Annotated in this window: 11 protein-coding genes; 7 read left to right on the forward strand and 4 right to left on the reverse strand. The window is 43.8% G+C overall.

The features are described from left to right. The first annotated feature begins 20 nt into the window (after positions 1-20). Positions 21-2,078 carry an ATP-binding protein gene (locus L4C32_RS00995; protein WP_428194984.1) on the forward strand — a complete coding sequence of 686 codons (2,058 nt, stop codon included), beginning with the start codon at positions 21-23 and terminating at the stop codon, positions 2,076-2,078. A 12-nt stretch (positions 2,079-2,090) separates the two neighbouring features. Here the strand turns inward: L4C32_RS00995 and L4C32_RS01000 are convergent, their stop codons facing one another. The 3 genes from L4C32_RS01000 to L4C32_RS01010 all read right to left on the reverse strand — a co-directional run bounded on the left by L4C32_RS01000 (position 2,091) and on the right by L4C32_RS01010 (position 7,051). Then, positions 2,091-4,241: a TRAP transporter permease gene (locus tag L4C32_RS01000; RefSeq protein WP_428194985.1), complete on the reverse strand. Its 2,151-nt coding sequence runs from the start codon at positions 4,239-4,241 to the stop codon at positions 2,091-2,093. 150 nt (positions 4,242-4,391) lie between these two features. Continuing rightward, positions 4,392-5,408: a TAXI family TRAP transporter solute-binding subunit gene (locus L4C32_RS01005; RefSeq protein ID WP_428194986.1), complete on the reverse strand. Its 1,017-nt coding sequence runs from the start codon at positions 5,406-5,408 to the stop codon at positions 4,392-4,394. A 284-nt stretch (positions 5,409-5,692) separates the two neighbouring features. Beyond that, entirely contained in the window at positions 5,693-7,051 is a 1,359-nt protein-coding gene (locus L4C32_RS01010; protein ID WP_428194987.1) for a sigma-54-dependent transcriptional regulator, read from the reverse strand. A 152-nt stretch (positions 7,052-7,203) separates the two neighbouring features. Here L4C32_RS01010 and L4C32_RS01015 point away from each other — a divergent pair, with 152 nt between their 5' ends. Then, positions 7,204-7,725 (forward strand): DUF2058 domain-containing protein, encoded by a 522-nt coding sequence (locus tag L4C32_RS01015; protein WP_428194988.1) that lies wholly within the window; start codon positions 7,204-7,206, stop codon positions 7,723-7,725. A 78-nt stretch (positions 7,726-7,803) separates the two neighbouring features. Here L4C32_RS01015 and L4C32_RS01020 read toward each other — a convergent pair whose 3' ends face one another. After that, positions 7,804-9,672: a methyl-accepting chemotaxis protein gene (locus L4C32_RS01020; RefSeq protein WP_428194989.1), complete on the reverse strand. Its 1,869-nt coding sequence runs from the start codon at positions 9,670-9,672 to the stop codon at positions 7,804-7,806. Between the two features lie 355 nt (positions 9,673-10,027). On the opposite strand from L4C32_RS01020, the gene L4C32_RS01025 reads away from it, so the two are divergent. The 5 genes from L4C32_RS01025 (at position 10,028) to L4C32_RS01045 (ending at position 15,977) form a co-directional block, all read left to right on the forward strand. Further along, the gene (locus L4C32_RS01025) at positions 10,028-11,017 is read left to right on the forward strand and encodes a TRAP transporter substrate-binding protein (protein ID WP_428194990.1); all 990 of its coding nucleotides are present in this window, start codon (positions 10,028-10,030) and stop codon (positions 11,015-11,017) included. 105 nt (positions 11,018-11,122) lie between these two features. Continuing rightward, positions 11,123-11,698: a TRAP transporter small permease gene (locus L4C32_RS01030; RefSeq protein ID WP_428194991.1), complete on the forward strand. Its 576-nt coding sequence runs from the start codon at positions 11,123-11,125 to the stop codon at positions 11,696-11,698. Beyond that, on the forward strand, positions 11,698-13,095 hold the full coding sequence (locus L4C32_RS01035; RefSeq protein WP_428194992.1) for a TRAP transporter large permease: 1,398 nt from the start codon (positions 11,698-11,700) through the stop codon (positions 13,093-13,095). The genes L4C32_RS01030 and L4C32_RS01035 overlap by 1 nt, the downstream gene beginning before the upstream one ends. Before the next feature lie 217 nt (positions 13,096-13,312). Continuing rightward, positions 13,313-15,328: a hypothetical protein gene (locus L4C32_RS01040; RefSeq protein WP_428194993.1), complete on the forward strand. Its 2,016-nt coding sequence runs from the start codon at positions 13,313-13,315 to the stop codon at positions 15,326-15,328. 145 nt (positions 15,329-15,473) lie between these two features. Beyond that, entirely contained in the window at positions 15,474-15,977 is a 504-nt protein-coding gene (locus tag L4C32_RS01045) for a hypothetical protein (protein ID WP_428194994.1), read from the forward strand. Positions 15,978-15,984: the final 7 nt, after the last annotated feature.

Genomic DNA, 15,984 nt, shown 5'->3' on the forward strand with positions numbered 1-15,984 from the left:
CGTGCATTAAGGACAAGGATATGTCGTTAACAATGAAAAGAGTGTTAGGTCTGATGGTGGTGGTATTGTGTGTGACTATAGGCATGTTTACCACTCGGTTCATCACCCGTACTTTGCTCCTAGAACAGGCTCACGAACAGGGCGCCGACCGACTGCTCACTTATGTTGGGGACATTCGACAAACCTTATCTCGCTTTCACCACCTCCCGTACCTAATTGCCGAACATCAATCGAGTTTACGTCTTATCCAAGGCGATAGTAGCGTGAAAAAGAGTGTAGACGAATACCTCACACAACTCGATAAAGCCGCCAATACTAAGGGGTGGTTCTTACTCGACTTACAAGGGAAGTTACAAGCGTCAAGCCGAGACAAGCTGGAGTGGGATCCTAAGGACGGTCTCGCGATTGCGCAATTAGTCTCTAATACCGATGGGGAGATCATCACCTTTAACTATCTAGCGGAAACGGAAGCAAGGTACTATTTGGCGGCCCCTATTTATACCGACTCTAAGTTGATAGGTATTGCGGTGGCAAGGGTCGATCTAGATAAACTGTCAGATTCATGGTTGGCTTCTAACGAGCGGGTATTGATCAGTGATGACAGCAACAAGTTCTTCCTCTCTAGCAGTAAAACCTTAACCCCAGCGTTATTGAATCAGTCAGAATCGGTGATATTCTCACCGCTGAGTTTCTACGATGGTACCCAAACTCAAGCCCTCACAGTCAATAACGATGCTTTCTTAGTGCAGATTGTGCAATTTGATGATCTGAAATGGCACATTTACTATTTAACGCCCCTTAAGCGTGTCAGTCAGATGGTGAATTGGGTCGGCTTTGCCAGTGTGATTGTGTTAGCACTGCTATTTGTTATGGCGCTGTTTATGTATGAGCGGCAGCAGAAGTTGAAATCGAAACAGCAGATTCAAACATTGATTGCTGAATCTGAAGATAGATTGAGAGGGGTATTCAGTAAAACCAATGTCGGTCTGTTGCTACTTAACCAAACGGGGAAAATCAGCTACATCAACCCGACGGGATTGCGCTATTTTTCGTTGTCTGATGCGTTAGCCAGTGACATTTATGCGTGGCAGTTGTTTGAAACCTTCAGTGGTAACAGCGCTGTAATGACGCTGTTAAAAGAGTTGCCCAAACATCGAGATATTATTGATATTACTGATGTCGAAGCGATGGCAATGCGCAGTGATGGTTCGCGCTTCCCTGTGTTGTTTTCCATGACATTACTGCCTAAGCAGACCGAAATTGGATTCATTGTCACCATTTTGGATATTAGTAAACGAAAAAAAGCGGAAAATGCACTAAAAAGGGCCAATAGTGAGTTAGAGCTTCGAGTGCTAGAGCGTACCTCTGCGTTAGAAGCCGCACAAGATGAATTGGTACAAAACAGCAAAATGACGGCACTGGGTAAGATGTCGAGTGTGATTACTCATGAGTTGAACCAGCCACTGACGGGCATCAAAACACTACTCTCAAGCAGTGCGTTGTTGATTGAGCGAGATAAAACGGATTTGTTGCTCTCTAATATGAGTTTGGTTAACCGCTTAGTGGACAGAATGGCGGGCATGACCAGCCAACTCAAAGTGTTTGCCTATAATCAGCCCGAAACCTTAATGGCGATCTCTATTGCTGATGTGTTGCAAGAGACGTTACGTATTCACCAACAACCGCTTGAGAATGTGGATGTTCGTGTTCGAATGCCAAGCCAACTTCCGGCGATCCAAGGCAATAATCGACGCTTATCGCAAGTGCTGGGTAATTTGATCGTCAATGCAGTGGATGCGTTGTCTAGTGTCACCGACCCCTGCTTGACTATTTCAGCAACACAGCACTCAGATACAGAGGTAAAGCTTGAGATTATCGATAACGGTTGTGGAGTAGACAGTGATACGTTGCAACACCTGTTTGAACCTTTTTATACCAAAAAACAGTCAGGTGATGGTTTGGGACTTGGTTTGGCAATAACGCTGAACAACGTGAAAGAGATGTATGGAACGATTAGCGGGAGAAATAATCACACCGGTGGCGGCATGACCTTCTCCCTACTATTTAAAGTGGCTTAATTGCTTTTTTATTTAATGACTATTCGCCGTTAGGTTATTAATGGCCACTTCGTTTTTACGACTGTAGAAAAACAGTGATAAGAAGATAACCAACCCAACCACTCGTACTAGCAACGGCATATCAGGCCATAAGAGCAGAATAGCCGAGACCAACGATAGGGCACGTAACCCAATATTTAATGCACTCTCTAAATACCCTTCCATTGCCGCAATCAAGGCATAAGTACCAAATACAGCAAAGAAACCGATGGTAAGTACTGTAGTGATATCCCAACTGATCAGAGCGGTATAAGCCATTAATACCGGCACTAAGTAGAGTCCTTTTGCAATCTTCCACGCGGTTAATCCGGTGCGCATTGGTGGTGTTTTGGCAATGGTTGCCGCAGCAAAGGCCGTTAAACAGACAGGTGGTGTGACGTTACTGTCTTGAGATAACCAGAAGATAATGAGGTGGGCAGCCAGCAGTGCCAGACCAACCTGTTCTAATCCAATCCCTTGTTCAAGCAGCGTACCCATAAAGTCACTCGGTACTAGAGTCAGTAGGTGTTGAGCATCCGCCAATGCCATTGGTGCTGCAAGAGCATCCATCTTGTCGGGGGCGGCAAGCATGAAAATGGACCTTGCTTGTTCGGGCAGTTCACCATTCACGATCAGTTGCAGCAGTTGCTCTTCGGCAATTAGTTGGTACAAAGCAGGCGCAGATAACGTGCCCAGTACAATATAAGCGGCCGTAACCGGTAACCCCATACCTAAAATCAGAGAGGCTAAGGCGATCAATAGCATCATCATCCATAAGCTGCCATTTGACCATTCACTGATCATTAATGAGAACGTATTACCAATACCGGTAGTACCGATGACGTTAACGATTAACCCAATGCCGGTAAGCAGCAGGGCAGTCGTGGCCATGTTTCTCGCGCCTTGTGCCATCGCTTCAAATATTGCTTTAGGTCCCATTTTGTTAGGGGATAACCAAGAAGCAACCACCACTGAAATAATAGCAATACCTGCGGCGTAGGTTGGTGTGAAGCCAGAGACTAACAAGCTGACCAGTACAACCAAGGGGATCAGGTAGTGCCAGCCAGAAATCAATGTTTTAAAGACTGGAACGGAGGCAATTTTTATCTGATGCACATTGCTTCTCATTGCTTCGATACGAACAAAGAAAGCCACCGACAGAAAGTAAATAACTGCAGGAACAATAGAGACGGCGATGATATCCACATAGGGGATTTGCGTATAAGAGGCCATAATAAATGCGCCAGCACCCATAACCGGAGGCATCAACTGACCACCGGTTGAGGCTGCAGCTTCAACCCCAGCGGCAAATCGTGCAGGAAAGCCTGCTTTTTGCATCAAAGGAATGGTGATCACCCCAGTCGATACTGTGTTGGCGACACTGGAACCGGACACTGACCCCATTAAACCTGAGCCAAGTACCGCAACAAAACCGGGACCACCAGTAATTTTTCCGGCAGCAGCGCGCGACACATCAATGATGTAATCTCCCGCACCAGAGCGAACTAAAAAGGCGCCAAAAAGAATAAACATGAAGACATAACTCCAGCTTATTCGCGAAATGGGGCCAAACATGCCTTCAGAGCTGTAAAAACTTCGATAGAGCAAGGTTTCGGCGGTGAGGCCAGGGAAGTGGAACATACCACTGACCCAACTCCCCCAAAGCACCACATAGCTTAATGAAATAATAATCAAAACAGGAATGAACCAGCCTGTCGTACGGCGAATAAGTTCAAGTACCACGATGATGGCCAAAATAGAGAAGACCCAATCGCTGGTGACAAACTTCACTCCTCGCTCATATAAGGCATCTTCCGCTTGAGTAATATAGATAAGGCAAGCGATGGCAATAACGGCCAATAAAATGTCAAAAGCCAGTGCCCACTTGCTGTTTTTGAATGAACGATGTGCTGGATACCATAGGGCACAAATAACAGAGAAGCCCGCAAAGTGCGTCGCAGAAACCCACAATTCAGGTAAGGTGGCAAAGGTATTAAACCAGATATGCAGGGTAGCAAGAATCACTCCTGTCACTGAGATGAGAGTGGTTAACCACGGAAAGTCGGTTCGTTGTGGCAGTTCAAATTGTTGTAGATCTAATTCAGACGGTTCGGGCTTGTCTGCGGTAGAGTGGGTATCAGCCATGATAACTCCTGAGTAAACGACATAAAAGCAGCGTTTAATAACTCATTTAGTGTTGTATAGGTAATTGAATGGGTAAGTCGAAATCGTATGTTTTTTTGAATGGGCGCTCTCTGATCACAAGAGAGCGCTCAATGGTCGTACAATAGAGATCTATTTCACGATAAGGTGAGATGGGATCTTAACGCCAACTTCTTGGTAGTACTTAGCTGCACCTGGGTGTAGCGGTACTGGCAAACCTGCAATGGCGTTTTCAATGGCCATGGTTTTGGTTGCTTTATGGATGCCATTCAAGAACGGTAGGTTTTCATAGACTGTTTTAGTTAGCATATAAACGTCTTGCTCGCTGATGTCGTCACGTACGGCTAAGAAGTTTGGTTGAGCAATGGTATTGATAGGTTTAGTTTGACCAGGGTATGTGTTTGCTGGGATCTCATACTTAGTCCAAAGTTGGTAACCATTGTTCGCTTGCTTGATCTGCTCGTCGGTAAAGTTGAGCACAGTAATTTTATCACCAAGAGCCGCATAAGCACGAGTAACCGCACTCACAGGAACACCTGCTGGGGTATTCATCCCTTGAATGGCCCCATTTTGTAACGCATCAGCACTGGCGCCATAACCTAGATAGGCTAGGTTAAAGTTGTCAGGCTTTACCCCTAGGCCAGACATGATTTGACGACCAGAACCTTCTGTCCCAGAGTTTTTCTTACCGATTGAGAACTTCTTAGAGTCTAAGTTATTCAGATCAGACACAGTGCCTGATTTTGCTAATTCAGAACGAACGACAAAGTGCTCAACATTTTGCCACAGCATTGTCACTGAACGTAGGTGCTTTTGTGGACCGGAGCTTTTGACTTTGCCTTCACCGTTCCATGCCCATGCGCCATACAAGCCTTGTAAAATCGCAAATTGTGCTTCGTTCTCTCTTAATAGCTTGACGTTCTCACCCGATCCCGCAGAACTGATTGCAGATAGAGAGAAGTGCTGTTTAGGCTCCAGTTTAATTTTACTTAATGTAGCAAGTGCAACCCCAACTGGGTAGTAAGTACCCCCAGTAGATGCAGTCGCCAGAATGTAACTGGTTTTTTCAGCGGCGTGAACCTGTGAACCAAAAGAGGCCACAATGGCAGTTGCTAGTGCTAATGATTTAACTATGGTGCGATTAAACATCTCAATCTCCTTGTTGATAGCAAATTTGTACCTTCACAATGAGTATTGCAAGCGTAATGCCATAAATTAACACGTTGTAAAATATGGGATTTTTAATCTTTGCTACTATCAGTGAGAAAAAAATGGCCTATTTACGCTGGATTTGATAAGCAAAAAACAGCCGATTGGTTGTGAGTTTTATGTTTTTTATACGTAAATAAATTGTTGCGGTGATGTTTGTGTGATCACCGTCAATGCTTGTTCTGTAAAAAAAGGCGAAAAAGCGGCCATCGGCAAAAAATGGCTTATGGTATTTTTACGTAGTCCGAACGGTTAATGCCGTATTTGACCATTTTCTGATTTAGCGTACGGCGCGGTAAATCGAGTTCTTTCATGACATCGATGATACTGCCGTTAAAGCGATTCAGTGCTTCGGCAATCACCTTGCGCTCAAAGTTTTGCACTTGAGTAGCAAGAGAGAGCTGAGTGTGGTGAACATCGGTGGCCGTAGATGGTTTGGTCGCTAGGATCTCACCCACCGTAAGCTCATCATCGAGAGCATATCGAACGGCAATGTTTTTTAGCTCTCGCACATTACCAGGCCAAGAGTAGGACAGTAAGATTTGCTGATCGCTAGGGCTAACGGCGCGGTATGCGCTGTTGGTTTTTTGTAAATAGTAATCAAACAACAGCAGGATATCCTCTTGGCGCTCTCGCAAAGGCGGCAGATAGAGTTGCGCAATGTTTAGGCGATAAAAAAGATCTTGTCGAAAGGTAAGGTGGTTAAGTAGGTTCTCTTTGGCTGCAGCAACAACAGTGAGATCAAGTGGAATCGCTTGATTGCCCCCTAATCGCTCGACACTGTTTTCTTGTAGGGCACGTAACACTTTTACTTGCATGTTAACAGGCATACTCTCAATTTCATCAAGGAATAGCGTTCCTTTATCGGAATATTCAAGTTTGCCAATTCGTCTTTTGGTCGCCCCTGTAAATGCCCCTGATTCATGACCAAAAAGTTCACTCTCAAACAGCTGCTCTGGAATAGCGGCGCAGTTAATAGGCACATACTCTCCCGCTGAACGCTGACTAAATTGATGCAGACAGGTGGCAACCAAGTCTTTACCACAGCCTGTTTCACCATAGATGATGACATTGGTGTCAATGGCGGCAATTTTTACTATCTGTTCTCGTAGGGTGTTCATAGCTTGACTGCGACCGACAACGATTTTTTCGAGTCCGCTTATTTGTTGTAGGTATTCACTGCGATCTTTTGAGTCATCTTGCAGTGTTAATGCATCATGAGCTCGTGAGACACTTACCAATAAGCGATCAGGGTCAAATGGCTTTTCAAAGAAATCGAATGCCCCATCTTGTAACGCTTGCACCGCCATATCGATGTCGCCATGACCGGTGATCAAAATGATCGGAATGTGGGGGAATTTTGCTAACAGCTTAGGCATCAGCTGCAAACCATCTATATCGGGAAGGCGAATATCACTGATGATAATACCTTGAAAGCTGGGTGACAGTGTTTCTAATGCGCTGTTACCATCTGCAAAAGCGGTGACGTGATAATCGGCAAGCTGCAACCATTGAGTGGTGGCGGTGCGGACGATTTCATCATCCTCAATTAAAGCAACTTCTCTGCGGTTTCCCTGTGGCATAATTCATCCCTGCTCTGCTTAATGTCATTAACTTATACACTTCAAGAGAAAATTGCACTCTTCTCTTGAAAATGGTGTGGGATAAATGTCATTATTCAGCCATAAAACAGAGTCGTTATCGCACTCATCGTGACATTTACCTCGGAGTCAACATGGCCAAGTTAAGCCTACAAGAGCAGCTGTTAAAAGCGGGTCTTGTGAATCAGAAAAAATTAAAGAAAACTGCTAAATCATCTAAAAAATCGCGTACTCAAGCCAAAGAGGCAAAAGCGGCAGTTGAGGCGAATAAAACCGCGCAGCTGGAGCGAGATAAAGAGTTAAACCGTCAGCGCGATAGTGATGCGGCGCAAAAAGCCGTCGCTTACCAAATTAAGCAGCTTATTGAGATGAACTTGATTGATCGTAAAGAGGGTGACATTGGTTACAACTTTACGGATGAGAACACGGTTAAGAAGATCTATGTAGACAAGATGACTCAAGCACAATTAGTGGCTGGTCTCTTAGCGATAGTCCATTTTAATGACGGTTATGAAGTGATCCCAGCAGTAGTTGCGGACAAAATTGCCCAGCGTGATGAGTCGATTATTGTCTTAAATAACGAAACGGTTGCAACAGAAGTGGATGAAGATGACCCATACGCCGACTTCCAGATCCCGGATGATTTGATGTGGTAGAAGACGATTAAAAATAAGCCCCAGAGAGAACGTAACTAAGTCTCTTTCTGGGGCTTTTTTGTGGCTGTTTATCTAACGTTATACGATGAATTTATTTAATATATCACCCTGTTGCTGCACTCTTGACACTTGAGTTTGCATCTCGGTTGCGGACTCTAGAGCACGTCCAGATACCTGTTCAGAAAGGTCTCGAATGTTAAAGGTGTTGGTATTGATCTCTTCGGCAACCTGACTCTGTTGCTCGGCGGCAGAGGCGATCTGTAGGTTCATGTCGTTGATGGCAATAATGGCATCGCGGATTTTATTCAGTGATGAATCAGCTTCAGTCGCTTTTTCAACGGTTTCAGCCGCCAGTGACTTAGATTGCTTCATCACACTGGCAGCTTGTGACGCACCCGTTTGCAGTTGCTCAATCATATTACGAATTTGAGTGGTCGACTCTTGGGTTCGCTGAGCTAAAGTTCTCACCTCATCAGCAACCACCGCAAAACCACGACCAGACTCACCAGCACGCGCTGCTTCGATGGCAGCATTAAGGGCTAGTAGGTTGGTTTGATCGGCAATTCCGGTAATGACCGATAGAATCGATTCGATGTTGTCGGTCGCATTAGCAAGCTCTTGTACCACATCCACAGCTTGGTCAATTTGACCTGATAGTGAATCAATAACATTGGTGGTTTGTACCACGACTTCTACGCCTTCAGCGGCAGCGGTATCGGCTTCTTGAGCGGCAGTTGCTGCCCCTTGTGCGTTGCCAGCTACATCCGATGAGGTGGTCGCCATCTCATTCATGGCTGTCGCTAACTGCTCAACCTCGGCTAACTGGTTAGCGATGTCGGTGGCAGATAACTCAGAATCTTGGGCGGTTTTTTCAGTACTTTGGCGTATGTCAGAACTGATCGCTTTGGTTTCTGTGATTAAGGTTTGCAACTTTTCGGTGAACAAATTGAAGTTAGTGGCTAATACAGAGAACTCTTCGTCGGTATTAGTATCCAGACGACGAGTTAAGTCTCCTTGTCCGGAAGCTGCATCTAACATGGCGTCGTTTAGCACGGTCAATGGTCGCATTAATGTTTTTAATATAAACATTAATAGGAACAGAGAGGCGATAACAGCCAGCGAGGTAAAGATGATAGAACCATCTCTCAGATCACTAATTGACTGATAGGCAATATCATAATCAATGACTACACCTACATACCAATCTTGGGTATTAGTTTGTTTGAAGGTTAATAGAGTCTCTTTACCGTTCAATGTCACAAGTCGAGTATCAGACTCAATTTTATTGTCACCTAAAAACTCACTCATATTTTTGCCCAACAGCTCTTTCTGCGGATGGGTAATGATAGTGCCTTTTGAGTCGACTAAAAATGCGTAACCGGCATCAAATAGAGAGACTTGTTTCATCTTCTCCCCTAAATCCGCCAAACTAACATCAAAAAACATCGCCCCAAAAAAAGTACCGTTATCCAAAAGGGGAGAGGCGACAGAGATTAAAATCTCTTTGGTCATTGAGTCGGCATAGGGTGCGGTTACCACGGTCTTTCCCGCCGCTTTTGCATCAATGTACCAAGGTCTTACTCGTGGGTCCCACGAAGAGCCTGGATCCCATGTGGAATCATTACTAAAGTTAGAACCATCAGCATCAATCCCGATACCTACAAGTAGATAGGACTCTTTAATATTAGATTTATTAATGATTTTGCTGGCGCTCTCTTGTGAAAAATCATCTGAGATTAGCTTACTGGCGTAATCTGCCATATGGGCTTTCTCTTTTAGCTGTACATCAATGGTACTTTGTAGACCATATATGATTTCATCGGTACTCTTTTGCACTATCTGTTCGATGTGGTTAGAGACCTGCATCGATTGCCAAACTGACATAATAGTCATTGCCGCAAATACGATAATGGAAGAGCTGGCAACAACCTTGTGATTAAACTTCATGGAACACCTCTTGTGTATTTTCCTGAAAGTAAAAGCCTTACTTCAGTGTAGTACGAAAAAACTCTCTTATTGTGGAACTTATCAATTCGGCCTGAATGATAAATCCTTTAACGATTTATTGTTAATTATTAACAAAAATCACATAAAGATTACTATGGTTAATTTTCAATGTGTCAGATCCTACCCATTTTTATTTATTCAGTTCGCATTTTCAAAAGTGCACGTTGTATTTAACCCTTCCCTCTCTTTTAAATTAACATTTACTCGCTATATTTAACCTGTAGTTAACATTGAGTGTAATTATGCACACAAGTGACCAAACTCCCTTGAAGGGCTAATAAAAGGATGTTTAGAAATGAATAAGTTAAAGACAACACTGACTGGATTAGCATTAGCAATAGGCATGACATCAGCAGCCGCATTTTCTGCTCCAGTTGAAATTAAGTTTTCACACGTAGTAGCTGAAAATACGCCAAAAGGTCAAATGGCGCTTAAATTTAAGCAGCTAGTGGATGAGCGCTTGAAAGGTAAAGTAGAAGTGAATGTCTACCCTAACGCACAGCTGTTTGGTGATAATAAGGTGCTGGAAGCGATGTTGCTTGGGGATGTTGAAATTGCGGCTCCGTCACTCTCGAAGTTTAATAAATACACCAAACAACTGCAGGTGTTTGATCTTCCTTTCCTTTTCAAAGATATGGCAGCAGTTGACCGTTTCCAACAAGGGCCAGCAGGTCAAAGTTTGTTAAATGCATTGGATAAAAAAGGTTTAGTCGGGTTAGGTTATTTGCATAACGGCATGAAGCAGTTATCAGCGAGTAATCCAATTAAAGTACCAAGCGACGTGAAAGGTAAGAAATTCCGTATTATGTCATCTGATGTACTGGCTGCTCAGTTTGAAGCGGTAGATGCTGTCCCTCTTAAAAAACCATTTTCTGAAGTATTTACCCTACTGCAAACTCGAGCAATTGATGGACAAGAGAATACTTGGTCAAACATCTACTCGAAAAAATTCTTCGAAGTTCAACCATACATTACCGAGTCTAATCATGGTGTATTGGATTATTTCGTCGTTACCTCTAAAGAGTTTTGGATGGGCTTAGACGCTGATCTTCGTCCACAAGTAAAAAAAGCGCTGGATGAAGCGATTGCTTACGGTAACAGTATTGCATTAGAAAAAGCCAACGTGGATAAACAAGCGATTATCGACTCTAAACGCTCTACGATTGTGAACCTAACAGATGCCGAGCGCGCGCTTTGGGTGGAAGCAATGAAACCTGTATGGAATCAGTTTGAAGGCGAAATCGGTAAAGATCTGATCGACGCTGCTGTTAAATCTAACATGTAATTTATTGTTTTTATTGTTGTGATTTTAACTTGCTCTATGTAGATGACAGAGGATGAATAGGCACCATCTTCTGTCTATTAGGGCAGGTTATTTTAAGGGGAAATAATGTCGAATCGTTTAGTAAAAAGCTTGCATCGGTTTGAAGAGAACGCAATCAGTCTGCTGTTAGTTTCGATTACCTTGCTGGTTTTCATTGAAGTCATTATGCGATTTGTTTTCAATACTGGTCTGTTATGGGCGCAAGAGGTAACCCTCTATTTAGCGGCATGGATGGTATTGATGGGCGCATCATGGGGTGTAAGAGAAGGGACCCACATTGGCGTGGACGCGGTGGTGAAACTGCTTCCTAAAAAGAGTCAACGAGTAGTAACGCTATTGTCTATTGCTCTGTGTTTAGTGTACTGCGGTCTGTTTTTATATGGCAGTTGGGTTTATTTAAGCAAAATGAAGATGATTGCCATCGAGATGGATGATCTTCCGATAGAGAAGTGGATGGCAATGAGCTGTCTGATTTTTGGTTTCGGTTTAACTGGATTTCGCCTGTTAGTGATCGGTTCACAAGTTTTAAAAGGAACGCGCATAGGTTTTGGTTTTGCCGATGAAGCAAAAGACAGTATGCATTTAGCGGATCAAGTTAAAGCGGAAGATTTAACTATCACCAAGGATGAGGACCGCAAATAATGACGACTCTATTACTGTTTGCACTGCTGTTTATATGTATGTTTATGGGGATGCCAATTGCGATTGCGTTGGGCCTTTCCAGTATTACCACCATTTTGGTGTTTTCGAATGATTCATTGGCTTCCATTGCTTTGAAAATGTTCGAAGCCACCAGTGAACACTACACACTGTTAGCGATCCCATTTTTTATCTTATCTTCTGCATTTCTATCAACGGGTGGTGTTGCCAAAAGATTGATTAACTTTGCTATTGATTCCGTTGGCCATATTCGCGGTGGATTGGCAATGGCATCGGTACTGGCTTGTATGTTGTTTGCCGCTATTTCAGGATCGTCGCCAGCCACAGTAGCAGCCATTGGGTCGATTGTTATTGTTGGTATGGTAAAAGCGGGTTACCCGAAAGCCTTTGCTGCTGGTGTGATTGCCAATGCAGGTACATTAGGTATTTTGATTCCACCTTCTATTGTTATGTTGGTGTATGCCGCAGCAACAGAAGTGTCTGCGTCTCGCATGTTCATGGCAGGGGTTATTCCGGGCATCATGATGGGTGGCATTTTAATGATTGCTATCTATATTGTTGCACGTATCAAAGGTCTACCATCACAGCCGTTCCCAGGTTGTAAGCAACTGATCATCTCTGGCAGTAAAGCCATGGGTGGTCTGATGTTGGTATTCATCGTATTGGGTTCGATTTATGGTGGTGTAGCCAGCCCAACAGAAGCAGCATCCGCAGCGGCTGTTTATGCATGGTTAGTGAGTGTGTGGGGTTACCGTGACATTGGTCCAATTAAGGGAGCAGCATGGAGAAAAGAGGGTGAATCAGCACCAGTATCTGTGATTCGAAACCTACTGTTACTGCCAATGGTTATGATTAAGTCAGCGGTCAATGATGAAGTTCGTCACGTAGTTAAAGACGCGGCTAAAGTCAGCATCATGTTGTTGTTTATTATTGCTAATGCCATGCTGTTTGCTCATGTATTAACGTCTGAACGTATTCCACATGCCATTGCCGAAACGATCATTGAGTGGGGATTGCCGGCATGGGGTTTCTTGATTGTTGTGAATATCTTACTGTTGATTGCTGGCAACTTTATGGAACCATCGGCGATTCTGCTTATTATGGCGCCGATCTTGTTCCCAATTGCCACCCAGTTAGGTATTGATCCGATCCATCTCGGTATCATTATGGTGGTGAATATGGAGATTGGTATGTTGACACCGCCGGTGGGGTTAAACTTGTTTGTTACCGCAGGGATCACCGGGGAGAGTTTAGGTTGGGCGATTAAAGCGGCACTGCCGTGGTTGAGCCTATTATTGTTCTTCTTGATACTTATTACCTATGTACCGCAGATATCACTGTTCTTACCAGAACTGTTTGATGAGATAAACGGTTACTAATAACGTCAACTGGCTAGGTTGATTAAAAAACGAGACCACGTAGTGGTCTCGTTTTTTTTTGCAATTTTTTAATCTGTTAATACGCTCACACAAATATATTTCAGAATGTTTCCATTGCCCGTAATGATATGTATAATACAAATCGTTCTCGTTTGTACTTAGGTTATTGTCTTGTTAACTGGGTTAACAAGTTGAAACATTTTAAAAGGACTGAAAAGTGAAAAAAACAGCGATTTGCGCAGCCGTATCAGCTGCAATCCTAACTTCTGTCGCAGCGCAAGCTGTAGAAGTTAAAGTATTAGATAAAACTCTGATGCCTGCCGGAAACTTTCTTGCTTATACTGAATTTGAACTGTCGGGTGAGCCACTTGCTGAATCGCTAGGACTTGATCTTGATGTTCTCGACCCTGCTCAAGCAAACCAACCTACTGCGTTTGACTTTGCAGCAGGTATTGAGAGCTACGAATATTCTGAAGAAGCGATGTATGCGCTTAACTATCAGTCACAAATGGGTCCTCACTTGGTTAATGGTCCAATTAACGCCAAGCGTGGCGGTAAGATGGAAACCCTTGGTATGCGTTTTGTTGAAATGGCAAAAGCAGTCGGTTTCCCAGCGACTGAAATCCCACAAAACATGTACCCAATCTCAGTGCCGTATTATGCAGGCTCTCCTGAGTTTGCACAGAAACCAGACACCACCACTGTGAACGGTGATGAAATTCAAGTGTTAACGGCTAAAGGCAAGAGTGAAACTATTCAAGCGGTTGTTCCGGCTTATTTCCGCGATTATAAGTCACTAGCTTGGAACCCTGAAACGTTCGACAAATCCATTAACCCAGCAAGCCTTGGTGCCATTCTTCTAAAAGAAGTGATGTGGTCACAAGATTTCTTAGGTGGTATGCACGTCACTGAATCTGATGAAGAAGTAGAAGCTGACTCATCAACCATGGATCAAGATGGCAAGCACAGCTTAGGCGTGTCAGCTGCAGATGGCTTTAACGGTATGGTTCTGACGGAGCTATCAATTGATAAACTGCTAATTATGCAGGAGCAACTTGGTTATAACGGTAAGAAATTGGGCGTTACTTTTGGACCAGACTACAACCCAGCGAAAGACCCAATTTGGTTTGCTCATAAAGTTGCGGTTACTGAAGGCGAGAAAAACGGCGTAACGTCTATTAAGAGCCTGAAAGTGACTGATGGTTCATCAACGTTGGAAGATACCTGGTTAACACTCTGGCCTGTGAGTGAGTTCTACGCATTTACTGATCAACGCACCGCTAATACGGCGCAAAACCCTGCCTTCCTATCCGTCTTTGATGGCGCACCGTTTGCAGCAGCACCAAAAGCAAACGTAGATGCTAAAACAAGTAATGATGTTGCTGGTGATGATGCATTCTCTCTAGCAAGCAACATTTCGAACCTACTGTTTAAGAACATTGCAGCCCTGCACTTTAACAAGAAAGAGGGCACTTTTGTTACTGAATACCACAACGGTAAGCAAGGTAACAAGGTAAGCACTTTTGATTCAGCTTACTCAATCGTTGCACTTTCAATCTACCAGCGTGCGCAAGATGCTCTACCTGTAGGTTACGCGTCTGCAGACGGTGGTGATGTTAACTTTAAATCAGCACAAGGCAAAGAAGCGCTAGCCATGATCAAAGCTCAGGCAGACTTCATTGTGAACAAGCTGGTTAACAAGCAAGGTTTAGTGGTAGACGGATTAACGATTGGCGGCAAAGTCGATAGCAATACGTCACTGGATGCGCAGTTTTCTGCTATCCGTGGTTTAGTTGCTGCTTTCTTAGCAACCGGCGATGAGAGCTACAAAGCTTCAGCGCGCTCTATCTACGTTGCAGTAGAGAAAAACATGTTTGATAAAGGTATCAATACTTGGGCGCAATCTCCGGGTAAAGCCACTATTCACACGCCTTACACAGCAGCCGCAATTTCAGGCGGACTTCGTGAAGCAATTCTTCATCTGAAAAATGAAGAGGGCGAAAATGTTCCAGCACTTGAGCTGCAACTGCTGACTGAGCGTTACACTTCTTGGTTTAAAACCGTGATCAATGGCGGCATGCAGCAATCTGAGTGGGTTGGTGATTCAGGTGAAAACCTAATCAAAGGCAGCAAAAGCACTGATACTGATGAAGATGGTGTCCCTCAAATCATTGCAGGCGGTGGTAAACACGGCACAGCAATGACCATGGCTAATAAGGTCAGCGTTAAGTAATGCTTAACCATTAAAATATACAAAGGCAGCGTTGGCTGCCTTTGTTGTTTCTATTATTTTTAAATGAGAAAARGAACCATTTTCAAATAAATCCGTGTTTGAAAAGAGTTTTTATCCATTCTTAACCTCTATGAATAGGTGCGTGATGGCAGTTATCGATATAACGGCAGCAGACAACTCAGCGATGAAAGGACTGCGTAACCAGTTTACCCGCTGGTGGACAACATTGGCTTATCACCATAAGTGGGCAGAGATGATGCTCTACATGATGTTTTTCAGTGGATTACTGCTATGGGGTCAACTGGATGTGTCGTGGCAGATAAAGCGAGTGATGCTGTTGCTACACATGGTGGTTGGTGTCTCTCTATTTACTGTCATTGTAGGTGCATTTTGGTCTAGTCATCGCAATTTGCTTACTCAAAGTAAGAAACGATTTTTACGCCAAACAGGAACACTGATTGAGTGGTTACTGGTGTTGTGCTCTGTGACTGGTTTCTATCTTTTTTTCTATGGAGACAATGGTAATCAACTTGGGTGGTTCATGCACAATGTCCATTTTTACACCTCATGGTTACTCGTTCCTCTTGTGTTTGCCCATGCACTTCGTTGGAGTGTTGTTAATTTTCGCCGTTATCTGTCTAACAAGTAGAGTTTTT

The organism is Aliivibrio kagoshimensis (assembly GCF_050337105.1).
GTDB lineage: Bacteria > Pseudomonadota > Gammaproteobacteria > Enterobacterales > Vibrionaceae > Aliivibrio_A > Aliivibrio_A kagoshimensis.

Excerpts from the sequence above, each read along its gene's own strand:
- L4C32_RS01010 (WP_428194987.1), bottom strand. The coding sequence starts at position 7,051 with ATGCCACAGGGAAACCGCAGAGAAGTTGCTTTAATTGAGGATGATGAA.
- L4C32_RS01020 (WP_428194989.1), bottom strand. The coding sequence starts at position 9,672 with ATGAAGTTTAATCACAAGGTTGTTGCCAGCTCTTCCATTATCGTATTT.
- L4C32_RS01005 (WP_428194986.1), bottom strand. The coding sequence starts at position 5,408 with ATGTTTAATCGCACCATAGTTAAATCATTAGCACTAGCAACTGCCATT.
- L4C32_RS01030 (WP_428194991.1), top strand. The coding sequence starts at position 11,123 with ATGTCGAATCGTTTAGTAAAAAGCTTGCATCGGTTTGAAGAGAACGCA.
- L4C32_RS01025 (WP_428194990.1), top strand. The coding sequence starts at position 10,028 with ATGAATAAGTTAAAGACAACACTGACTGGATTAGCATTAGCAATAGGC.
- L4C32_RS01000 (WP_428194985.1), bottom strand. The coding sequence starts at position 4,241 with ATGGCTGATACCCACTCTACCGCAGACAAGCCCGAACCGTCTGAATTA.
- L4C32_RS01035 (WP_428194992.1), top strand. The coding sequence starts at position 11,698 with ATGACGACTCTATTACTGTTTGCACTGCTGTTTATATGTATGTTTATG.
- L4C32_RS01015 (WP_428194988.1), top strand. The coding sequence starts at position 7,204 with ATGGCCAAGTTAAGCCTACAAGAGCAGCTGTTAAAAGCGGGTCTTGTG.
- L4C32_RS00995 (WP_428194984.1), top strand. The coding sequence starts at position 21 with ATGTCGTTAACAATGAAAAGAGTGTTAGGTCTGATGGTGGTGGTATTG.
- L4C32_RS01045 (WP_428194994.1), top strand. The coding sequence starts at position 15,474 with ATGGCAGTTATCGATATAACGGCAGCAGACAACTCAGCGATGAAAGGA.